The sequence below is a fragment of the Microcoleus sp. MOSTC5 genome, assembly GCF_036701825.1.
Taxonomy (GTDB): domain Bacteria; phylum Cyanobacteriota; class Cyanobacteriia; order Cyanobacteriales; family Microcoleaceae; genus Microcoleus; species Microcoleus asticus.
This window is the reverse complement of record NZ_JAUBRK010000038.1, coordinates 56,629-79,153: the sequence shown is the minus strand read 5'-3', so window position 1 is coordinate 79,153 and position 22,525 is coordinate 56,629. Positions and strand designations below refer to the sequence as shown.

21 protein-coding genes are annotated in these 22,525 nt (G+C 44.1%); 11 read left to right on the top strand and 10 right to left on the bottom strand.

Going from position 1 to position 22,525, the window contains the following annotated elements; genetic code table 11:
• Positions 1-51: 51 nt before the first annotated feature.
• The gene (gene cas3, locus QUA54_RS21040) at positions 52-912 is read right to left on the bottom strand and encodes a type I-D CRISPR-associated helicase Cas3' (protein ID WP_333416148.1); all 861 of its coding nucleotides are present in this window, start codon (positions 910-912) and stop codon (positions 52-54) included.
• A gap of 67 nt (positions 913-979) precedes the next feature.
• Between cas3 and QUA54_RS21035 the strand changes: the two genes are divergently transcribed.
• Entirely contained in the window at positions 980-1,849 is an 870-nt protein-coding gene (locus QUA54_RS21035) for a WYL domain-containing protein (RefSeq protein WP_333416147.1), read from the top strand.
• Between the two features lie 185 nt (positions 1,850-2,034).
• On the opposite strand, the gene QUA54_RS21030 is transcribed toward QUA54_RS21035, so the two are convergent.
• Positions 2,035-2,250 (bottom strand): hypothetical protein, encoded by a 216-nt coding sequence (locus tag QUA54_RS21030; protein ID WP_333416151.1) that lies wholly within the window; start codon positions 2,248-2,250, stop codon positions 2,035-2,037.
• A gap of 264 nt (positions 2,251-2,514) precedes the next feature.
• Here QUA54_RS21030 and grxC point away from each other — a divergent pair, with 264 nt between their 5' ends.
• The gene (grxC, locus tag QUA54_RS21025; protein ID WP_333416146.1) at positions 2,515-2,829 is read left to right on the top strand and encodes a glutaredoxin 3; all 315 of its coding nucleotides are present in this window, start codon (positions 2,515-2,517) and stop codon (positions 2,827-2,829) included.
• Positions 2,830-2,950: 121 nt separating this feature from the next.
• On the opposite strand, the gene menD is transcribed toward grxC, so the two are convergent.
• A complete protein-coding gene (menD, locus tag QUA54_RS21020) occupies positions 2,951-4,855 on the bottom strand; it encodes a 2-succinyl-5-enolpyruvyl-6-hydroxy-3-cyclohexene-1-carboxylic-acid synthase (protein WP_333416145.1) in 1,905 nt (634 codons plus the stop codon).
• Positions 4,856-4,928: 73 nt separating this feature from the next.
• Here menD and QUA54_RS21015 point away from each other — a divergent pair, with 73 nt between their 5' ends.
• A complete protein-coding gene (locus tag QUA54_RS21015) occupies positions 4,929-5,228 on the top strand; it encodes an antibiotic biosynthesis monooxygenase (RefSeq protein WP_333416144.1) in 300 nt (99 codons plus the stop codon).
• Between the two features lie 52 nt (positions 5,229-5,280).
• Here QUA54_RS21015 and QUA54_RS21010 read toward each other — a convergent pair whose 3' ends face one another.
• Positions 5,281-6,714, bottom strand: a complete 1,434-nt coding sequence (locus QUA54_RS21010; protein WP_333416143.1) for an isochorismate synthase — start codon at positions 6,712-6,714, stop codon at positions 5,281-5,283.
• A 384-nt stretch (positions 6,715-7,098) separates the two neighbouring features.
• On the opposite strand from QUA54_RS21010, the gene menA reads away from it, so the two are divergent.
• The 6 genes from menA (at position 7,099) to QUA54_RS20980 (ending at position 12,248) form a co-directional block, all read left to right on the top strand.
• Complete coding sequence (gene menA / locus QUA54_RS21005) at positions 7,099-7,995, top strand: 2-carboxy-1,4-naphthoquinone phytyltransferase (protein ID WP_333416142.1); 897 nt, start codon at positions 7,099-7,101, stop codon at positions 7,993-7,995.
• Between the two features lie 141 nt (positions 7,996-8,136).
• Entirely contained in the window at positions 8,137-8,382 is a 246-nt protein-coding gene (locus QUA54_RS21000) for a hypothetical protein (RefSeq protein ID WP_333027512.1), read from the top strand.
• 5 nt (positions 8,383-8,387) lie between these two features.
• Complete coding sequence (locus QUA54_RS20995; protein WP_333416141.1) at positions 8,388-8,792, top strand: retropepsin-like aspartic protease; 405 nt, start codon at positions 8,388-8,390, stop codon at positions 8,790-8,792.
• 30 nt (positions 8,793-8,822) lie between these two features.
• Positions 8,823-9,626, top strand: a complete 804-nt coding sequence (gene menH, locus QUA54_RS20990; RefSeq protein WP_333416140.1) for a 2-succinyl-6-hydroxy-2,4-cyclohexadiene-1-carboxylate synthase — start codon at positions 8,823-8,825, stop codon at positions 9,624-9,626.
• Between the two features lie 11 nt (positions 9,627-9,637).
• Positions 9,638-10,753: an o-succinylbenzoate synthase gene (locus tag QUA54_RS20985; protein WP_333416139.1), complete on the top strand. Its 1,116-nt coding sequence runs from the start codon at positions 9,638-9,640 to the stop codon at positions 10,751-10,753.
• A 76-nt stretch (positions 10,754-10,829) separates the two neighbouring features.
• Positions 10,830-12,248 (top strand): 2-succinylbenzoate--CoA ligase, encoded by a 1,419-nt coding sequence (locus QUA54_RS20980; protein ID WP_333416138.1) that lies wholly within the window; start codon positions 10,830-10,832, stop codon positions 12,246-12,248.
• 87 nt (positions 12,249-12,335) lie between these two features.
• Here QUA54_RS20980 and QUA54_RS20975 read toward each other — a convergent pair whose 3' ends face one another.
• The 4 genes from QUA54_RS20975 to QUA54_RS20960 form a co-directional block, all read right to left on the bottom strand.
• Complete coding sequence (locus QUA54_RS20975) at positions 12,336-13,307, bottom strand: putative 2-dehydropantoate 2-reductase (RefSeq protein WP_333416137.1); 972 nt, start codon at positions 13,305-13,307, stop codon at positions 12,336-12,338.
• A gap of 232 nt (positions 13,308-13,539) precedes the next feature.
• On the bottom strand, positions 13,540-13,953 hold the full coding sequence (locus QUA54_RS20970; RefSeq protein ID WP_333416136.1) for a thioesterase family protein: 414 nt from the start codon (positions 13,951-13,953) through the stop codon (positions 13,540-13,542).
• 153 nt (positions 13,954-14,106) lie between these two features.
• Complete coding sequence (locus QUA54_RS20965; protein WP_172188498.1) at positions 14,107-14,553, bottom strand: tellurite resistance TerB family protein; 447 nt, start codon at positions 14,551-14,553, stop codon at positions 14,107-14,109.
• 238 nt (positions 14,554-14,791) lie between these two features.
• A complete protein-coding gene (locus QUA54_RS20960; RefSeq protein WP_333416135.1) occupies positions 14,792-16,096 on the bottom strand; it encodes an ATP-binding protein in 1,305 nt (434 codons plus the stop codon).
• A 126-nt stretch (positions 16,097-16,222) separates the two neighbouring features.
• Here QUA54_RS20960 and QUA54_RS20955 point away from each other — a divergent pair, with 126 nt between their 5' ends.
• On the top strand, positions 16,223-16,540 hold the full coding sequence (locus QUA54_RS20955) for a TMEM14 family protein (RefSeq protein WP_333185710.1): 318 nt from the start codon (positions 16,223-16,225) through the stop codon (positions 16,538-16,540).
• Between the two features lie 363 nt (positions 16,541-16,903).
• Here the strand turns inward: QUA54_RS20955 and QUA54_RS20950 are convergent, their stop codons facing one another.
• The gene (locus tag QUA54_RS20950; protein ID WP_333416134.1) at positions 16,904-17,929 is read right to left on the bottom strand and encodes a hypothetical protein; all 1,026 of its coding nucleotides are present in this window, start codon (positions 17,927-17,929) and stop codon (positions 16,904-16,906) included.
• 77 nt (positions 17,930-18,006) lie between these two features.
• On the opposite strand from QUA54_RS20950, the gene QUA54_RS20945 reads away from it, so the two are divergent.
• Entirely contained in the window at positions 18,007-19,419 is a 1,413-nt protein-coding gene (locus tag QUA54_RS20945; RefSeq protein WP_333416133.1) for a hypothetical protein, read from the top strand.
• A gap of 205 nt (positions 19,420-19,624) precedes the next feature.
• Here the strand turns inward: QUA54_RS20945 and QUA54_RS20940 are convergent, their stop codons facing one another.
• Positions 19,625-22,126, bottom strand: coding sequence for a protein kinase domain-containing protein (locus QUA54_RS20940; RefSeq protein WP_333416132.1), 2,502 nt, complete (start codon positions 22,124-22,126; stop codon positions 19,625-19,627).
• Positions 22,127-22,525 lie beyond the last annotated feature (399 nt).

Below are 22,525 nucleotides of genomic sequence, written 5' to 3'. Positions count from 1 at the left end.
TTTAAATCACCCTAACCTTCCTTCAGTCTTGTCTTATGGTACTCTGGCTGCTTAAAAACTGTCCGAACTATTGTTATAACTAGAGCGCAGGTTTGGTTCTAACTTTTGCGGAAAAGTCAAGTTGATCGGATAACTAATCTGTCGCCAGTTGTCGCCGGCTGCAAACCGATAACCTCCCTGCTTGACTGGATCGATGATGCGATGCTTTAATCCAGCTTTGGATAAAAACTCCTCTAACAAATCGTTCGGTGTAGCAGAGAGGAATAAAAACTTTTTGCCTGGAAGTGTATGCTTAATTAGCAGGATAGCATTGATGACGCTGGCAATTTGGGGAGATGAAAAAATGTGGAATTCGTCAAAGATAAATAGTTTGTAGTTGTCGTCAATCTTGGCAAACAGGCGATCGGGGTTATCTCCTTTACCTTCTTTGTTTCGCCGCAGGTAGCGGAAGTCGTGGATGTAATGGAAGATGTCTGGATTTGTCAGTAAAATTTCTGAGTTGTCCGCGCGATCGCACAATCCTGCTAATTTTGAAGAAAGTTTATTTGTCGCAATAAAATCTTCCAGGATTGCTGCATTCAAACGATAAATTTGCGGGTCGTTTTCCGGTTTAAACAGTGCTTTGTAGCCTCTTACCTGTTTTTCCTGATCGCGCGCCAGTTCGTTTGTGGGGTACATTGCTAAAGTGTACGTGCGATTTGTCACGGCTGCCAGAAAAGCTGCTAAACTTTTACCGTCCCCTGTCATTGCTGTATTGAAGACAACATCAATGGTTGGGTCTTTCAGTGCTTCGTAGGTTTCGACTTGATGCTGCGAGAGCCCGTCCCAGGCCGGAGGTAAGGTAATGCCTGATGGAAGCGTCGGGGCGGGATGTGAGTACACGGGTTTCAGCAGGATAGTGTAGGCTATCATGGTTATCTGCCTGTAGCTTGATGTAATCTGTACTTAAACTAAACCTACAATGACACATTTTTTTTAAATGTGCAAGTGTATTTTAGAAATGCCGCGAAAAAAAGAAGCACTCACCCTTTCAGTCCCGCCGGAAACCAAGGAACAGCTAGAGGCGATCGCCCTTCGCCTCGGTATCTTTTGGGGCAAATCCCCCAGTGTATCTGGGTTATTGGTGGCGATCGCCCAGCACAAGTTAGAAGTTGGTGAACCCTTCACCCTCAACTCCACCCAAGTGGCAGCTTTGCAGCAAGCCATCAGGCTTCTCCTCGACTCAAAATACGCAGCACAAGCTCAAGCTGTGTCAAATCTACTGATAGAGCGAGGAAATCTGGAAGCCCCCCTGCGTCAATCGCTGCTGCAACAGGTGAGCAAACCTACCGTAGCGTCGCGCATTCAAGCCGAAGCGCAGATCGATAAACAGCAACCCTTTCTTGTCCTGTACCGCAATCCCAAAGGAGAGGATTTAGCTTATACAGCCCGCTATGCCGAGATTTCCTTTGAAGAAAAGCGCTTTTACCTGGAAATTTGGTGCGAAGAGACCGAAGACATCAAAAATCCCGATTATCCAGAACTCATCCACAATCGCTGTCTGCGGTTCGATCGCATTCAGGCGATCGTGCCAACAGACGGACAGTGGAGACAACAAGGCCTAGATTATTTAAAAGTGTATTTACACTTTTATCGTGGGATGGTGACAGCCTACGAAGCCAGACTCAGAGATATCAGTAATGAAGTCATCGGAGATGTCCGTCAAGTAGTGCGGCGCGTCTCTAATCCCTTCTGGCTGATTCGAGAAGTCTTTCGGTACGGCAAAGATTGCGTTATTGTGTCGCCCCACAATGTGCGCGATCGCTTCCAACAAGAACTGATCGACCTCTGCCGCCAGTACAACCTCTAAATCCGCGATTAGATCAAAAAAAAGCAGCCTGTAAAGGCTGCTTTGACAAATAAACCGTTGTTGAGTTAGAGGAGAAAACTTTAAATCGAATTCAAATTACCGCTGTTTCAACTCCTGCCTGAGTTTCCACTATTTTTATCTACCGCTGACTCACCTTGCCTTCAGAACAAAACTTCAAATCCCGATTAGAATGCTGCTGAAAGTTCGTTGACCACTTTCACTCGGCCTCTGAGCACCGCCCGCAACAAGCGGTTGACGCAGCCTCTCTCTTCGTCATTCAGAGAGTCGTCGAAGGTGGCGGCCATCAAACCGTAGCGATCCGCCAGAGTCAAAACGCCTGTATCGGTTACAGAAGCGAGGATTTCAGAGATAGCGCCGGGGAGGAGTTGTAAGGGATTCATGGCAGTGCGGTTGAATTCGATATATTTATCATCTTCTGGTTTCCTCAAAAGATCGGTGATATTAATGAGGCCGCGAAGGTGATTGTCAGGGGTGAAAGCAAGTGATCCGAGTAGAGTAAAGTTGTGACTTGGGTCACAGTGCCACAGGTTGCCGCAGGCAATTCCATCCCGCGCCAATTTTTGGGTAGGACGTGGGGCTGACGGCATTTCGCTAAAATGATCGTTAATCCCCCAACCAGTTAAATTTTTACCCCAGTACCAAAAATGCTTGATTTTCTCAATCCCATCTTGGGCCGCAAGCCCGATCGCATCAAAGCCAATGTGGAAATCTATACTTGGCAAACCTGTCCATACTGCATCCGCGCCAAAACTTTGCTGTGGTGGAAAGGCGTAAATTTCACGGAATACAAAATTGATGGCGATGAAGCCGCTAGAAAGGCAATGGCCGATCGCGCTAACGGACGCCGCAGCGTACCCCAAATTTTCATTAATAACGAACACGTAGGCGGCTGCGATGACATTCACAAACTCGATGCAGAAGGACAGTTAGATCCGCTGCTAGCTCAACCAGCAGTTTAAACTGAGATATTGCACCATTCCCAAGAATAGGCTTTCGGGCCTGTTCCACAAAGAGTGAATTTTCTGCTTGTGGGGTGGGCATCTTGCCCGCCCGCGAAACGCTTATTGACAAAAGTCCTGACTACAAATCTTTGGCAAATTTACTTAGATTGTCTTGCCGCCATTTAGCATCCGATCGCCTGTCTGTTTGCAATTCTAAGACGCGAATCCCGCTATTGGGCAGTGAAATTAATTTTTGTTTGAACTGTTCCCAATCCTCAATTACCTCGTGTTCCACGCCGTAAGTTGCACACAACTGAGCAAAATTGATATCCTGCGGCGTGGCAAAAAAATCTTCAAAGGGCGGGTCAAATTTGGCAACTGGCAACATTTCAAAAATTCCGCCGCCGTTGTTATTAATTAATATGATTGTCAGATGACCAACAAATTTATTTTTAATTAAAAAACCGTTTGTATCGTGCAAAAGTGTTAAATCACCTGTTAGCATGATGCTGCTTTGATTGCGGTGAGCAACTCCCAACGCTGTTGATAATGTGCCGTCTATACCGTTAGCGCCGCGATTGAAAAACGGTTTTATTTCTAAGTTGTTCTGCTTCCAGAAAAACTCGACATCTCGGACGGGCATACTGTTGGCAATAAATATCGGTGTTGCTGGCGGCAAAATTTGGGAAAGCAGCCAGGAAACTTTGGGTTCGATTATGTTGTTAATTGCTGATATTTTTTGGTCTATTGTTTGTCTGACTTGGATTTCGGTGTTGTGCCAAAGTTGGAGGTATTTGTTTGAGGGAGAGGTTAGAACCCCCCCTAACCCCCCCTTGCTAAGGGGGGGGACTTGAGTTGACTCGCCCTTGTTAAGGGGGGGGATTTGAGGGGATATATTAGTGGTAGCAGTGGTTAGAACCCCCCCTAACCCCCCCTTGTTAAGGGGGGGGACAAGAGTTAATATAGTTGCGAGATTTTCTACGGAGGTTCGCAGGTGAATTGTTTTGCCGTGTAGCGGATCGAAATTGTGGTGGCTGGGGTCGATTATGTAGCGTTTTGGTTGGGTTTTACCTAGCCAGTTTCGCAATTCTTTGCTTGTGGGCAAGTCTCCGATTTGAATGGCGATTTCTGGGGTTAATTTATCTGCTAGTTCGCGGTTTCGCAGGATTAAATCGTAGGTGGAAATTAGATGGGGGTTTAGTTGGGCGTAGTTTCTGACTGGGGAGAGTCCTTCTGCTAAAACTGGCCAGTTTAATAATTGGGAAATTTGAGCGATCGCACTACAGTATTTTTCGGCAAATTGAGGCTGTGCAACGCCTGCAATAATTATCCCTCGATCGCACTTTTGCCATTGTTGCATTGTACTTTCTTCTCCCCCCCTTAACAAGGGGGGGCTGGGGGGGGTAGAGCTTTCTCCGGCGAAAATGGGTTCTAATCCTGCAAAGAAATCTTCGGGATTGAATTGTGTTTCTAAAACTTCTACAGCTATGTCTGGAACGGGTACAAGTGGGTCGCGAAAGGGGATGTTGAGGTGGACGGGGCCTGGTGTTGGAAATTGCGATCGCTCCCAAGCATACACGATCGTCTGCCGCAGATAGTCTAGCATTCCTATGGACGCAGAAGGTATCGCTAATTCGGCTTGCCAGTTGGGATAATTGCCGTATATTTTCACTTGGTCGATCGCTTGTCCGGCGTGACAGTCGCGCAGTTCGGGAGGTCGATCGGCGGTGAATATTAGCAGCGGAATTCGACTTTCTCTGGCTTCTATTATCGCAGGATAAAAGTTGGCGGCTGCGGTTCCCGACGTACAAATTAGTGCTGTTGGCAAAGATGATTTTTGGGCGGTTCCTAATGCAAAAAAACTTGCTGAACGTTCGTCGAGTATGGGAATAGTTTCTATTTTTTTGTTTTGAGCAAAAGCTATTGTTAGCGGTGCCGATCGCGAACCGGGACAAATCACGGCTGTAGTTAATCCCAGTCGTTGCAATGTCTCTGCTAATACGGAAGCCCAGACGGTATTTGTGTTGCGAAAATCTATTGGCATTGCTAAATCTGAGTAGCTCAACTCTGTATTGTGCTACGATATTATACCGAAATAATTGTCAGGATACATTTTTATGATTCTTGAGGCGGTTGTGCTGAATGTCAAATCTGGCTGTGAGAGTGATTTTGAGATAGCTTTTAGAGAAGCTTCCAGTCTGATAGCGTCTATAGATGGATATTTATCTCACGAACTTCATCGCTGCACAGAAGTTCAAGGAAAATATCTCTTATTGGTGAGATGGGAAAATTTAGAAGCTCATACAATTAAATTTAGAAATTCCGCTGAATATCAAGAGTGGAAAAGAATGCTTCACCATTTTTACAATCCTTTTCCCATAGTAGAACATTTTGAGGAAGTGAAAATTAAACATTAACACAGACTCAATTAATTAGCTAGACAACTCTACATTCTGCCAATTAGCTGAATTAGACTAAAGCATTTAAAAGTGGCTGCAATTTGAGCTGAATTTCTGCTAGTTCTTTCTCCGGTTCGGAACCCGCCACAATACCGGCACCAGCATAAAGTATCGCCCGATCGCCATCGATTAATGCCGATCGAATGCCGACCGCAAATTCGCCGTTGCCGGCGCGATCGATCCAGCCCAGGGGTGCTGCGTACAAAGAGCGATCGCAGCTTTCGCAGCGGCGAATTTGTTCTAGGGCAATATCTCTCGGCACGCCCGCTACCGCTGGGGTTGGATGCAGTTGAGCTAAAATCTTTAATAAATGAATATCAGGGGGGATTTGAGCAGTTATGGGTGTCCACAAATGCTGAATGTTTGATAGTTGCAGCAGTCTGGGCACTGGGGAAAAATTGGGAGTTATGCCGAGTTTTGACAGGCGATCGACAATAAAGTCGATCACAACTTGATGTTCTCGAATATCTTTCTCGCTTTCTAGCAATCCGTGGGCTAATTTCGCATCTCCCGCCTCAGTTTTTCCTCTCGGTGCTGAACCTGCTAAAGCATCTGTTAATAACTGATTGTTGTGAATGCTAATTAAACGTTCTGGACTGGCACCGATAAAATTTTGTCCTTTGCCGTTACTGGTTGAAAACACATAGCAATCTGGATAGCTGAGGCGCAAGTTGTTTAATGAATCTATTAAACTGAAAGGGGTTTGAGAAATTACATTGATTGCTTGGGATAAAACAATTTTACTAAAATATTTAGAGGCTATCAATTCTAAAGCAGACTTGACTGATGTTTTAAATTGACTGGCATCATTGACTGGGATTTGTTTCAAAGATATCGAACTGTCGATCGCAGTAGTTAGTTTATGGTATTTGTGAGATTCAATTCGATCGAAGGTTTGCCAAATATTTTCAGCGATGTTTTTAATGTTTATATCTTTTTCTATTATGGCATTGGCGACGAGAATGCAGCTATCTTTCTGTCTGGTAATTTGCCATTTGGGTAAAAATATGGTGGCGGGCGGAAAGTAAGAATTAGGAGCAAGGTTTTCATCAAAAAAAGCAAAACTACAAAAAAAGTGAGGCCCGCTAAATGGCAAGCGTTCCGCACCAATGGTAATTGTATTGGCAAGTGTTGAACGAATAAAATTTTGAGCTAAGGCAAACCGATCGGTTCCTGCTACTGTGAGATGGATTGCCGAATCAATGGCTGCGATCGCAAAACTTTTGCCGACAATTGGGTTTCTTTTTTCAAAGTAAAAGTGCCGCTGACAAGGTTCGGAAATCTCTTGCAGTACAGCTAGCGGATCGAGGGGGTAAATTTCCTGAGAAATACTAACTATTTTTGTGCGATCTTTTTCAGCTAAAGACTGCTGGCAATTTAACAGAAACTGATGCAGTTGATTGCGGTCTTGCAAGAGATTAGCGCGGTGCGGTATTACTGTCATGAAAGCGAGAATAGCAGATTTGTCAGATAGAGTGTGGGTTTGTCCGGCTAAAACCCCTATTTCGATCTAAGCACGGCAGGGCGATCGCAAAACACGACCTTTCGAGTTTCCCGGAAAGTTTGGGTTCGCTTGGGGCAGAAAACAGACTATCGCGCGATCGATCGAAACATTTAGACACAAAACTTTAAGATTGAGCGACTAAATCTCGACTCTCATGCGATCGAGCCCGCAGAGGTTTGCAGACGGGCATTACCGGGCGTGCGATCGCCCGCAAAGCCTCTCAACGGATGCCCCCCGCGCACTCAACCCGATACAGAGTAGACTTTCTTGACCAATAAAATTGTAAAATTACTACGCTGCTATCAATTGAATCAAGTTTGTGTGATGACAACAAAGTTAATTGAACGTCCAAATAGTAAATTGTGGCTGGCGGCAATCAAGCCGCCCATGTACAGCGTTGCGGTGATTCCTATTTCAGTAGGAACTGCAATTGCTTTTGCCGAAACTCAAACGATTAATTCGTCAATTTTTTCGACATTTTTAATTTCAGCCATTTTGATTATAGCATGGCTGAATCTCAGCAATGATGTATTTGACTCGGAAACAGGAATCGATAAAAACAAAGCACATTCCCTAGTTAATTTAACCGGAAATAAAGCTTTAATTTTCGGGCTGGCTAATCTGTTTTTAGCAGTCGGAGTGTCGGGAATCTGCGCCATAAGCTGGTGGCAAAAAGACCCAACAGTAATTTTGCTAGTAGTTTTGTGCTGTGCTCTCGGCTACACTTATCAAGGGCCTCCGTTTCGTCTTGGCTATCAGGGTTTAGGGGAAATCATCTGCTTTTTCACCTTTGGGCCGCTAGCCTTCGCCGCTGCTTATTACAGTCAAACTCAAACTTGGTCTGCAACTAATTTTGCGGCTTCGGCAATCGTGGGAATTACTACGAGTATCATCTTATTTTGTTCCCATTTTCACCAAGTTGAGGACGATTTGGCGGCCGGCAAAAAATCGCCAATTGTTCGACTCGGTACGAAAAAAGGTGCTCAGTTGTTGCAGTGGTTGTGCGGCAGCGTTTATGCTTTGACTGTGCTATTTGTGGCTTTGGGAATGTTCCCAATTTGGACGCTGTTGATTTTTGGGAGTGTGTCATTTGCGATCGACCTTTGCCGCCATGTCACAGACTATCACGACCAACCGGCAAAGGTCAGCAACTCTAAGTTTATCGCAGTTACGCTGCATTTTTCGAGCGGATTGCTGCTGGCGTTGGGGTTTGTTTTGTAGATCGGGCGATCGAGAATTTCGGTAAAATGGAGGTATGGTTTGCTAAGTTGAGGGAGTTGGTGCAGTTGGGTGACTTCTCAAAATTTTCTTTAATTTAGCAATCGTACCTCATATTGAATCGTAAAAAAGGAGAATCAAAGCATGAGTACGCAAACAGAAATAGGTCAAATTATGAGTTTAGAAGAAATTTTTAGCCTATATCCTGATGAGTGGGTACTCATCGTCAATCCTGAATTAGATGAAGAATTAAACGTGATTCGAGGTGAAGTTTTAGCCCATGCAACAGAACGCGATGAAATTTACAGTAAGCTTTCATTAAGGGATGGAAAATCTGTCGCAATAGAGTATACTGGCTCGATACCTGATAACATAGCAGTGATGTTGTAACGAAAATGCCAGCTTATCAGAAAGTTTACCGCTTGTTGCGTTATGGACAAAATTTGCTAGCCGTGCCAGCAACTGTTGGCAGTAGAGAAGGGGGCGATTTTGTGCGGGTGCGTTTATTGGTAGATACCGGATCTAGCTTCACAATATTGCCAGTTCAAGTATTACAAAATCTGGGTTACGATACGCGCAATCCTTTACGCAGGCAAGAATTAGTTACAGGTCAAGGAAGAATCTATGTTCCTGTAATTAATGTATCTTGGTTTAATTGCGTGGGTCAACTAATAGAAAATTTTGACGTATTTGCCCACGATATACCGCCAAATCTTCGTATAGATGGTCTTCTTGGTATGGACTTTCCCACTCGTTTTCAGGCAGTCATTTCTGTTGGCGATGCGGAAATAAGATTTTAGTAAATACGGCACTTATACTAATAATTGTATATGGATAAATTTAAAAAAAATAATCACTTTCACTATTCCATAACTGGTCATAAAAATCAGCCATTAATTTTATTTCTCCACGGATTCACCTGCGATTGTCAAGACTTTAATCCCATCATTTCCTTACTTTCTAAAAATTATTGCTGTCTAGCAGTTGACCTTCCCGGTCACGGAGAAACCAGAGTAATCGGCGACGAAAGTTGCTACAATATGCCAAATACAGCCCAAGCATTGATACAGTTATTAGATGATTTACAAATAGACAAATGTTTGTTATTCGGCTATTCAATGGGCGGGCGATTGGCACTGTACATGACATTACATTTTCCTGAAAGATTCGAGAAAGTAGTGTTAGAGTCAGCTTCTCCGGGATTGAAAACAGAAAAAGAGCGATCGCACCGCCTGCAAGCCGATTTACACCTAGCACAAAAGCTGGAAAATAGCAACATTAAAGATTTTTTATTAAACTGGTACGATCGCCCTTTATTCAAATCTTTAAAAAACTCTCCCAACTTCGACAAACTCATAGAAACCCGCTTAGCAAACAATCCCTTAGAATTAGCCAAATCCCTCCGCAACATGGGAACCGGCAACCAGCCCTCTCTCTGGGAAAAACTCGCACAAAATCAAATTCCAATTCTCTTGCTAGCGGGAGAATATGATGATAAATTTACAACTATAAATACCGAAATGGCCAGCTTGTGTCCGGCCGCTACTCTGGAAATTGTACCAAAAGCTGGTCACAATATCCATTTTGAAAATATTGATAAGTTTGTCACAGTTGTGAGACAATTTTATGATTAACTGAAAAACTAATGCTTTATCAATTCGAGTTTCGCACTTATCAGCGAAAATTTAAGCGCCCCTTGCAAACAAGTCACGGCATCTGGGATACTCGATCGGGAATTATCCTGCGACTTGTTGGCGAAAACAATCAAATTGGTTGGGGAGAAATTGCCCCTTTGAGTTGGTTTGGTTCCGAAAGTTTTGAGCAAGCTTTAGATTTTTGTCACCAGTGGCAAGGTAATATTTCATCAGAGATGATTTTTGCTATTTCCGCTGAATTGCCGGCTTGTCAATTTGGCTTTGAGTCAGCACTATCAAACTCTAGATCCCCCCTAACCCCCCTTAATAAGGGGGGGACAAGAAATATTCTCAAAGTCCCCCTTATTAAGGGGGATTTAGGGGGATCTAGACTTCGCCTAAAATCGACATTGATTGCGGGTTCAGTCTTAAGAAGTCAGCAATGGAGAGAGGTTGGGAATGAGAAAGAAAAAAATCGGTTCAGCGGTTTATTGCCAGCAGGTGAAACAGCTTTGCAGGCTTTGCAAGTTCTTTGGTTAGAGGGATATCGGACGTTTAAATGGAAAATTGGTGTTGCTGCAATTGAACAAGAATTAAAAATTTTTCAGCAGCTAATCGAAGCAATGCACAATTTGTGCGATCGAGAATCGGCATTTTTGCGGTTAGATGCCAACGGGGGACTCAGTTACTCGCAGGCTAAAACATGGCTGGAAGCTTGCGACAAGGTAAAAGCAACTCCCGACTTTTCCGCAAGCATTGAATTTTTGGAACAGCCGCTGCCCGTAACACAGTTTCAGGAAATGGTAGAATTGAATGCTATTTATGCAACTCCGATCGCCCTAGATGAATCTGCTGCCAACCTCGATCGCATCCAAGAGTGCTACAGCCAAGGCTGGCGGGGAATTTTCGTCATTAAACCTGCGATCTGCGGTTCTCCATCTCAACTGCGAAAATTTTGTCAAACTCACAATATAGACGCTGTTTTCTCATCAGTATTTGAAACCGAAATCGGCAGACAAGCAGCATTAATTTTAGCAACAGAATTGTCTTTAAATAAGAGAGCATTAGGCTTTGGTACCGATTGCTGGTTCGATGACAATCATTCGATTTTAGATTTTAGATTTTAGATTTTAGATTACTCCCACGACTAAATCAAGCGGGTTAGGTAATTGTTTTGAATCGAGAAACTTGGTGAAAGCATCTATGGCAACAAATCTAACAGTAAATATCCTGGATATCGCGTCTGACTTGCCCGATAATTGGCTGATCGGTTGTGACAGTCGCGAATTTACCCGAATTGTCGATCGGCTATTTCAACAAATCACCCAAAATCAAGCACGAGAAACACCCCCAAAAATTTGCCTCGCAGAACCAGAACCAGTGCAATTTCTTGCCAGTTTCATCGCCGCCCGTGCCGCCAAAAGCCAGATTTTTCTCTGCAATCCCAACTGGGTAAAACCAGAATGGCAACAAGTATTTGATTTAGTCAAACCCGACATATTTTTAGGAGAATACCCGCTTCCCAAAAATCCCCATATCCCAGTCCGCGAAGGCGGGCTTCGTTTGTATAGCCGCGAATTCCATTCGCCTAGTAAAAGCGGTTTTGATACAATCATGATTCCCACCGGCGGTTCTTCAGGGAAAATCCGTTTTGCTATCCACACTTGGGAAACGCTAACACCATCAGTGCAAGGTTTTCAACAATATTTTCAAGTTGACAAAATCAACTCTTTCTGCGTTTTGCCATTATACCACGTCAGCGGTTTAATGCAATTTATGCGTTCCTTTACTACCGGAGGAAAACTCGCTATTCAATCATTTAAAGAATTAGAAAATGGTAAAATATGCGATATCGAACCCGAAGAATTTTTCATTTCTTTAGTTCCAACTCAACTGCAACGGCTGCTGCAAAGCCCAGATACAGCTAATTGGCTGGGACGGTTTCGTACCGTAATTTTGGGTGGTGCTCCCGCTTGGCCGGAACTTTTAGAAACAGCTAGAAACTATCAAATCAAATTAGCGCCAAGTTACGGCATGACAGAAACCGCCTCGCAAATTGCTACACTAAAACCCGAAGATTTTCTCGCGGGCAATAACAGTTCCGGTCAAACTTTACCCCATGCTAAAATAACTATTCGCAGTGCAAAAGGCGATATTGTGTGTAATAATCAAATCGGAAATATTGCGGTAAAGGCTAAATCTTTAGCGTTGGGTTATTATCCTGATAATTTTGCCGATCGCGAATATTTCCAATTGGACGATGTGGGATTTTTTGATAAAAATAACTACTTAAATATCGTCGGACGCAGCAGCGACAAAATTATCACAGGCGGAGAAAATGTATTTCCGGCGGAAGTTGAAGCCGTTGTGCGATCGACTAATTTAGTTGCGGATATTGCTGTAATTGGCTTGCCAGACAAAGATTGGGGTCAAGTCGTTACGGCTATCTACGTTCCCGCTAATGCCGAAGTTACTGTCCAAAATCTGCAAGCGGCAATAGAAGATAAGTTAAGCAAGTTTAAGCGGCCGAAATATTGGGTAATTGTCGAACAATTGCCGCGCAATTCTCAAGGCAAAGTCAATCGAGAACAATTGCAAGAAATTGCGATCGAATATCAATAATTATTAGGCGATCGCAATCAATGCAGAAGCCAGAATTTCTCATGCTTATTTCCGACTCCTGACAACAGTCAACAGTCAACTCACTAATTACGACAAACCTAACAGCCTTCTCGTCCTCTCTGCTTCTTGTCTTTGAACGTCCACAAACTTCAACATTCGGTAAAGTACCTCTATTTGCCGCAACTTAATACCTGCTTGTTCAGCCACCCGTATCGGATTACCAAAAATCGCCTCAACTTCCAGGGGTCGCGATTCATCATAATCGATTTTCATGCTCGTGCGGTAAGGCTTCATTTTCTCAGTGTATTCGAGCATCTGTGGGATAAAGTCATCGGGAATAATACGATCGCAACTTTTGGCTCCGGCTATCACTTCCCCCATGATTTCCTCGACTAAAATCCGAGTATCGGGATTAGCCATCAGTTGGTCAGTTCTCGCATCCAACACTACAGACAGCCCGTTATAAGGAATATTCCAAACCAGCTTTTTCCACCTGGATAATAGCAAATCTTCGCTCATCTTAATAGGAATGTCAGCGCGTTTAAAATCCCTAGCAATTTGGTGCAATCTATCAGTAATACCGATGGGGTTGTAGTCTTGGGCATATTCGCCCAGCGTGATCGTACCGTAATCTAGGTGGCAGATGTGACCTGGCCCAACTTTATAAGAACAGAGAAAACACAGCCCGCCAACCACTCGTTCTGCACCGACAATTTTAGCTACTTCCGGTTCCGTATTCAATCCGTTTTGCAATACTAAAACCGCCCCGTTATCCTTTAATAAAGGAGGCAAAATTTTGGGCAACAAGTGATTTTGAGTAGTTTTCAGCGCTAGAATTACTACGTCACACTGAGGCATTTTGTGCGCGTCGTGGTAGGCGCGGACGTGGGGGAGGGTGAAGTCGCCTTCGGGAGACTCGACAATCAAACCGTGTTTTTTGACGCGATCGTAATCGCTGCGCAGCAAAAAATTGACTTCTAAACCTGCTTGTTGCAGTCTACCACCGTAGAATCCCCCTAAAGCTCCCGTGCCGACAATGGCATAATTGCGATTTGACATACTATCAAAAACTCCGAAAAAATTCTCAACCTAAAAGAAATTAGACCCCGCTCAAAAACGGATACCGTGCCACGTACTTAAGTCGCGATCAGTCCAAAATTTTAGACCAAAGTTGAAACTCCCAGATTCAATGCTGCAAGTAAATCTAAAATCTAAAATCTAAAATCTAAAATCTAAAATCTACTGACTGTCATTCCCTGCTATTATTTAACGATAAAACTAATCTAAAATCTCAACTTTCAAATTTCCTCATCCACTGCATCAAGTCTTCAGATAGCTGTTTTCTAGTTCTGCTAACTGCATCGATGCAGACGTGCTTAGTAAGAGCTTTAGCAGCGCTTCTTCCTGCCACTTCCTCAGAAAATACTTGATAGGCAATTTCAAATTCATCGCCAGTAACTGGTTTCGGCGTCAATTGAATCATCAGCCGATCGCCCGCAAACATGGGGCGATAAAAATCTACACTAGCATGAATTATGGGAAAGGCAACCTCGGGATTGGTGAAAAATGCTTTGAGATTGATTCCCGATGCTGCTAGAGATGCCTCGTAAGCTTCGTGGCACATCGTCAAAACGTTAGCAAAGTAAACGACTCCAGCAGCATCGGTATCTTGAAAGCGAACAGTGCGGGTGTAAGTGAAAGACATTTGAGGTAGTAGCGGGCGATCGCAAATTGGATCTGAATTTTACCAACCATCATATCCCTAAACCCGCACTTTTGGAGAAGTTATCAGCTAATTAAGTAGGCGCTAATTTTTTATATTGTAAAACTCGCCCTCCTCACTCCTTCTCCTTCTTTATTAACCTTTGTTCTTAATCAACATTACGTCTATAATCTTGAGCGCAATATCTTCGGAAAGCCCCAATGCACTGTAAAGATCGTTCAAAAGTTGTTCTTCTTCTTCTGAAACCTCGCCATCTGCTAAAGCGATATCAGTTGTCACAGCAAAAACTGTTTCTTTAAGTTCGTCGGGAAGCGTTGCCAAAGCAGCATTAAACAGTACCTCAACTCCTTGCCGTTGCAGAATCATCAGCAGGCGATCGAGCATTTTTCTCATCACGTCATCGGGATAGCTGCGGAAGAGTTGCATCCGAGATAGCGTCATGCTAATCGCTTTACTTTCGCTGTCATTGATGTAACCGTCGGCTGCTACGGCAATTAGCGCGATCGCCGCAAATGCTTCGGCAGGCCCTAACCTTACGTCCGTTTCTTGGCGAGTCTGCGATACTTTATCAAATAAACCCATGATACTTTCCTCATTATTTAGTGGTCGATTTATGGAGTCAGGATGGGTTCTGGCTCTGGAGGTTTCTTTGGGGATTTTGATAATTATATCAAATTTTGTTAGTTATTTATTATCAATAAAATTATGAAAAAATTAAGAATTTTTCTTTCACCCTTTGGCGCTGCAATGGCGGGTTTATTTAGATCCTGAATTGCCTTGCCATATCTCAGGTAAAACCCGCCCTGCCAGCGCCGACAATCTACTTGTCAAAAAGGGCTAAATCTGCTTTCAGGAAATCAACAAACTGCCGCGCAGTCCTGCCCGATCGCCCGTTGCGACGAGTTGCCCATTCTTTAGCGCGGTGTTCCAAATCCTCAGCAGCGAGTTTGATTCCAGCAAGTTCTGCCAGATGTCGGACAATTGTTAAATAAGTGTTTTGATCGGCAGGTTCAAAAGTTAAAGTCAAGCCAAACCGATCGCTAAATGAAAGTTTTTCCTGCACAGTATCCCAAGCGTGAACTTCATCCCCGTCGCGGGGGCGAGGCCTGTCGTCAAAAAACTCTCGAATTAAATGCCTGCGGTTAGATGTTGCGTAAACTACCACATTTTGAGAGCGAGCAGTTACATTCCCCTCTAAGACAACTTTCAGAGCTTTAAAAGCATCATCATCTTCCTCAAAAGAAAGGTCGTCCACAAAAATAATAAACTTTTGAGGAACTCCCCGCAACTGCTCGACAATTAGCGGCAAATCTTGCAAGTCGGATTTAGATACTTCAATCAAGCGCAGATTGCGAGATCCAAACTCATTTAATAGCGACTTCACCAAAGAAGACTTGCCCGAACCGCGGCTCCCGTAAAGCAAGACGTGCAAAGCCGGATAACCTGCCAGCAAAAACTCCGTATTTTTCACAAGAGCATCCCGCTGCCAATCGCAGCAAACCAACTCTTTTAAAGTTATGCGATCGGGATGTGAAATACTCGCCAACTGCCCTCCCCGCCACGCAAAAGCGCGATATTCTGCAAACAAACCCGTGCCAAACTGTCGGTAATAAGCTGCCAAAGATTCCGTAGCGCTCGACCATTTTTCCAGTTTTCCGTGCAGCGGCAAATCGCCCTTTTCTTTGACACTTTCTGAATGCCAAATCGGAGGCACAGCGTCAAGTTGACCCGCTACCCGCACCCACTTGCTCAACTGATCGCTGCTGCAGTCGTAAATATTTTGCAGCACTTGTAAATCGTGTCGCGCTGCTTCCACCAAGGCGGGGGGCAAACTCGCAAAATCTGTTTCCTGAGCTCGGCGAGAAAAGGGGTTTTCGTTTTTGAGAATTTCGGAAATCAGAGAATCTTTCCAGTTCAGATTTTTAGCAGCCTGAACTTTGAACCAGTTGCCGTAAGCTGTAAGACTGTCTAAACCGCTGACTTCGCTGTGGTGGAGGGCTTGCAGCAAGTCGAGAAAGGCTTGACCAGCAGGGCTTTTGAAAACCGATTGATACAGCAGCAGGGATGCTGCTTGGCGCTGGACGTAACGAATTTGGGCGATCGCACCAGAAGTTAGGGCTGACATAATGGCAATTGTATAACAGTTAGATATCCTGACTGGGTTTAATAAATTTTCTAACAATTCGTGACACTAATTGCAGGCTGCGCTGTATAAATTTAGATGCAAAGAGTGAAATCTGGAGGATTAAAAATGAATTTGGGTACAGCAGCAGCGATCGGCTACGGCATTTTAACACTGGTTGGCGGCATCATGGGTTATATCAAGGCCAAAAGCCAAGCCTCGCTCATTTCGGGCCTGATTAGCGGTTCGCTGCTAATTTTTGCCGGCACCGCACAACTCATGGGACAAAGTTGGGGTTTAACATTAGCAGCAGCCATCTCCGCTGTTTTAGTAATAGTCTTTATTGTACGCCTTGTTAAAACTCAAAAATTCATGCCGGCAGGAATGCTAATTTTAGCTAGCTTAGCTTCTTTTGGCGCGATCGTTTACGAAATCAGCGGTCAATAGATTTGAGATTTGAGATGGGAGAGTTTAGATTTTAGATTTTAGATTGACTTCACAGCTTTTACTGGGAGCTTCAACTAAAGTCTAAGCTTTTTTATCTCCACCCTTTATACCAATTCTAAAAAGTAGGGAGACATATAGATTGTACGCGAGCATCTGTAAGGATACGGCCTTGCCGTCTCCGGGGCGGGTCTCTGCGATTTTTAATAATTGGTAAAATAGATATAAGAGTCGGCGGTTGAAACCGCCACTACACAAACGAAGTTCGGATGGTGCGCGAACTTAAGAATAAAGGGAGCATTAAAGCCTGATTTGGTATCAGCCTGTATTACCAATTACCAATTACCAATTACCAATTACTAATTACTAATTACTGATGACAGCTTCAATATACTGCTGAACTTCCCTGAGTTGCTCCCGCTGGTATTCGATCCAATCTTTTTCCGCCGCTCGCTGTTGGGCTGTTTCTTGCTGGTACCGCGCCTGCTTCTCTAAAAAATCATTGTAGAACCTCATCGCTTTTTCAACTGTTTGAATTGCCAGTTTCATGCGCTCCTCAAAAATTTCTAAAATCAAATTATCCATAATTGACCCAATCACTTTACAGGACTCTTCAAAATCGACCAAACTGATTCCCATCTTGCTTTTATGAACCAGAATTTCTACAGGTTCTTTCAGCGTTTCTTTAAAAGTTTTCATATAAGAATCAGGCAAATATTTCAGTGGCTCCGTAAACCTCGACACAATCTCGCTACCTATTGATTGCAGTCGCTCTCTAAATCGCGCTTGACTTTTGATGTCGAAGCATTCAAGACAAAATTCAAATTTTTCTATATCAATAGATTGTAATTCTTTAAAAATAAAATTAAGTTCATTCTCCATAATTAAAATCACTCGCTCTGCCTGGTAATCAACTTCATTCCGTAACTCTTTGTGCAAATTATCTTTTTCAAAAAAACCGATAATATCTCTTTGAAATACTTGATAGTTTTTATCCCACAAAAACCACTGATTTTTTAACTTTGTAGCCTTGTCGCTCCACGATTTGCGAACTTTAACAACAGCATCATATTTGCCCTGTTTTCCTAAACTGCGAATTCTCACATCGCATCCGCTTAGTTCGCCAATTTGCTCCCAGACATCAACCGGAGATGCTCCAGCAATTCTCGGCTTGCTATTCCAGACATCCTCAGCCTGAGATACATCTTTGAAACATACCTGAAGTAACCCCTTGAGTCTGAGGGCAGATTGCTTAATTTCCTCAATACAAGGTTCCACATCTAAGCTGAGGTGGGTAGCTGACTGTTTAATCTCCACGGATTGATATTCGTCTGCCAACAATCGATCGCTAAACTGGGTAATAGCCTGGAATGCCTTGAGATACTCATTCATTTCCTTTCATCCCTCGTTTCCCTAAACAGCATACAATACAGAACATCTGCCTTTTTGAATGCAAACTGAGTCACAACATGGATTATCTATTCACCCCTGCAACTCAGGCGCGACTCAATAGTGGCAACCTCGTACAGCCTGCTGCCAAAACAGGAGAATTGCTCCCCGCAGCTAGAGATCCGGTGACAGGGGAGTTTGTGGAGATCGCAAAAATCTTTTATGAATCAACAACTGAAACTAGATCCTCGCGCGGAGTTCTAGGATTGCTCGCACAGTTAGCCGGAGGTGGCCCCATACAGCCGCTGGTAGCTCCCGTGTACGTGACAGTGGCGCCGTTGCAGGTTGCTCAAACTCATCAGGGGTTTCAAAAAATATACAGAATGCTTAACTGTCTGAAAATTAATTTGGCAGTGATGCAAGCGACTGCTGCTGTCATTGGTATTGGCGCTGTATCGAGTACAGTTTTGTCAGCAGTAAACCTCAACCAAGTATTAAAAATTCGAGAAGAGGCAAAGCACCAGAAACTAAAAATTAAAGACGGGTTTATCGATCTCAGACACATCCTCAAAGATCGGGGGGTAGAGGTAATCCAGCAGATTTTTAAGGTGGCTCACGACTCTAGTTTTGAAATGCACCGCCAGAAAGTGGTTAACGGTTACGATATTTTTTCTAAAGCTATCAAACGCTGTCAGTCAGCCCTGACAGTACCCGATCTTAAACTTCGGAATTCCGAAATTAATACCGGGCGGGATATGCTGTTTGAGGCTTTAAAAATTTATGACAATCCCAGTTTGTTGGAGGGGCTGTGTTCTGCCGGACAGCTCAGGCAAATGGAATGTGTTTGGGCGATCGAGCAGGCGATCGGGGTCACGTTTCACTTGCAGCGGGCCTACGATATGGTGAGCGATCGCCTGCTGGAACTCCAATCAAAAATTCGTCAAGATATTCTAACTGTTGTTAAAGGATGTCAATCTGAACCCGAACTAGATTTTTTATTTCCCGAAGTTACTAGGATTCTCGGTCATGATTTAAGTGTCATAGAATTTTGGCAAAATGAGGTTGATTGGATGCAAACTTTGTCTTCAAAAGAGCAGCACCAGTTAGCTAGTTTAGATAAACTCAGCGGCGATAGTTTAAAAAGCAGCTTGCACACTACATTCGCGGTATTAGCTGCGGAACCTTCACTTTATGAAACTTTAAAGCAAAAGTCTCACTTTCTATCCTTGCGCGACCAGCTAACCTTCGCTGTGTCGCCGGAAATCCGCCGGAGATACGAATTTTATGTCAGCCGGCAGGCGATCGCTACTGGCTATCAAGCTTTAGCTGCCTCGAATTGGCAAGAAATATCCGATTTAACTGTGGCTAACCTCTACTACTTTTTTCAAATCCGAGAGAACTCAACTGAAAATTATCCAACTGAGGACGAAGTAGAAACGCCTTATTGGCACTTTCCCCCAACCTTAAAAACCGAGCTGAATTACAGCAATTAAATGACCAATGACTAATGGATACTGTTGACTGTTGACTGTTGAGTGTTGACTGACTTCTTCAGTCGTAGACACAACTTTTCAATTGTTACACTATCTGTAGTAGTAAGGTGTGCACTGCCCACCCTACAAGTATAGTCTGTGCGTCAAGGACTATTTTTCCTTCTTCCTTCCTTCTTCCTTCTTCCTTGTTCCTTCTTCCTTCTGATTACCTCAGCCACAACTTAATAGTATTGTCTTTAGAACCGCTAGCAAGAGTTTTGCCATCGGGACTAAAAGCCACCACATAAACTTCATCGGAATGTCCGGTTAAAGTATTCAGCAATTCTCCGGTAGCAAAATCCCAAATTTTAATAGTTTTATCCTTGCTCCCGCTCGCAATAAACTTCCCGTCGGGGCTGATAGCAACCGAGACAATATCGTCAGAATGTCCGTTGATAGAGCGAATTAAATCTCCTGTTGCGATATTCCAGATTTTAATAGTTTCATCGTAGGAACCGCTAACAATTGTCTTGCCGTCCGGGCTAACAGCAATCGACCTCACGGGCTCGCCGTGTCCCTGAATAGTTTTGAGCAACGCCCCTGTTGCTACATCAACAATTGTAATTTTTTTATCCTTAGAAGCGCTAACCAAACTTTTGCCATCTGGAGTGAAAGCAACAGAATAAACAAAATCTGTATGGTCGGGCAAATTCTGAATCACATTGCCAGTTGCTGCATCCGAAATCTTCGTGGTTGTGTCTCCGCTGCCGCTAGCCACAAGCTGTCCGTCGGGGCTGAGAGCGACAGACCAAACAGAAGCAGTGTGGTCGAGACTGCGAATCACTTGCCCTGTTTTCAAATCCCACAGCATGACTCGCCAAAAACCGGTTCCAGTAGCCAGTTTCGTACCCTTTGAGTCAAAAGCAACCGACCAAATAGTGGAGGAATCTCCTGGAAAAGTGCGGATCGACTTACCTGTAGCTAAATCCCAAATTTGGATGGTTTTGTCTTTAGAACCGCTGGCTAACATTAAGCCGTCTGGACTGAAAGCAACAGACCCAACGGCATCTGAATGCTGAGCGAAATTTTTGACTTTGGCGTTCTTCCACTGCAAGCCTGCTTGGCACTGTTCCTGTAACTCCTGAGCGGACGCATAGCTGCTGGAAGTGCCGGCAATTGTTGGTATTTGGCTGATGCAGCCTTCATAATTGCTGGCTTTATAAAGAGCTTCAATTTGATTGAGTTGTTGAGATTCTTTCTGGACTTGCTGCTGCCATTCTTGCAACTTGAGATATCCGTAAATTCCGCCGATCGCAGCGAAGAGAGCCGCAATTGTTGCCCCGGCGAGATAAGGATTGAATTTGCGAGTTTCTTTGGGGACAAGCGCTGCGGTGGGGGCGATCGACAAATCGGTTTTTCCGTTCAGATTTAGCTGCGGGGATACCGCCGGACTTGCCTGCAATTCGAGTTGAGGGGCGCTGCTTGCTGGTGGGGGATTGGGGTTGCGGTGTCCCTCCAAAACTGTGGAGATCGCCTTGTACAATTTAGCGAATAAAGATTTAGGAATGACTAATTCTTCGATTTTCGCGGCATCTTCGTCGGTAAGCCCTAAAACTTGCTGCAAGCGTTTTAACTCGTCGCGAGTTTCCAGAGAAAAGGGATATTCTTGCTGCATTGCTTCTTGCAGTGATTGTTCGTAGCGTTCGCCTTTTTCCCTGTATTTCCGGTAAGGGTTCAATACCTCATCTTCGATCGCCTCTGCTTCTTCTGGCAGCAATTCCAAACTGACGCGCAGTTCATCTAATATTCTACGACCGACGACTGTAATGTCACCGCGGCTGCTGCTGCGCCGATCGACTTCTTCGCGATATATTGTAAGCTTGGGAATCCGCGCCCGGGAGCGATCGCCAATTTTCCTCAAATCGGCTAAAGCTTCCGCCGCCGACTGGTATCTCTCCCGAAAATCGTAGCGCACCATATTATCCAAAACATCGGCCAGCGCTTGGGAACACGTGGCTAAATGCCGCCAAACAATTTCGCCTTTATTAGAATTTTTCAAATCCCGCAGTTTCGGCAAATCGTAAGCCGGCAAACCCGTCATTGCTTGGATGCCAATCATTCCCAAAGCGTATATATCGCTGTTGAGTTGCGGGTTGTATTGAAATTGTTCGATCGGCATATATTCCAGCGTGCCAATCCGCACAGTTACCGGCGCTTGCCTTTGAGCGATGTGAATTTCTTTCACCGAGCCAAAATCGATCAAAACTAACTTGTTGTCTGAATAGCGGCGGATTAAATTTGCCGGTTTAATATCTCGGTGAATTACTCCCTGTCCGTGTACAAACACTAAAATTTCTAACAGTTCCTTCAGCAAAGAAATCATTTTTTCTTCTGTTAGAGGTTTTCCCGGTACAATCTCGGTTGATAGCGAGTGACCGGCAACAAAGGATTCAACTAAGAAAAATTCTTCATTTTCTTCAAAATAAGCGAATAACTGAGGGATTTGGTCGTGTTGACCGAGCTTTTCTAGAACTTCTGCTTCTTTTTGAAAAAGACGGCGCGTAGTATTAATTAATTTCGGTTCTGTGGTACCGGGACGCAGGTGCTTGACAAAGCACTGCGGTTCCCCCGGACGGCGAATATCTTTGGCCAGATAGGTTTGTCCAAATTCTCCTGTTTCTATGACTTCAATGATTTGATAGCGTCCATCTAAAAGTTGGCTCACCATGATAATAACGCAGCCTTTTTTTGGTTGATTTTCGCAAGAAACAGTTGCACTGCCGGCAGGAATTGCTATTTTTACCCTTCGCAGCCTCGCTCTTTACTTTCTCTCTATGTATCGCTGCGATCGATTTAAATTGCATATTTTGGGGGGCCGGATGCCCACCTCACAAGAATTTAAGTTGATGCGACCGCCACTGCAAACTCGGCTTTATTTACTAAATACTTTATTTTTTCAACATCTGCAAAGCTTGATATCCCAAAAAGAAAAAACCCAAAGCGCCGAGTATCGCTATCGTGTTCGCCAACACATCGACTGTAAAAAATTCGCCCATTGCAATCTCCTCTGACAACTGATATCTATCCTCGGCTTTTCGGTCGCTGACCGGATGAGGGGTCTTGCCCC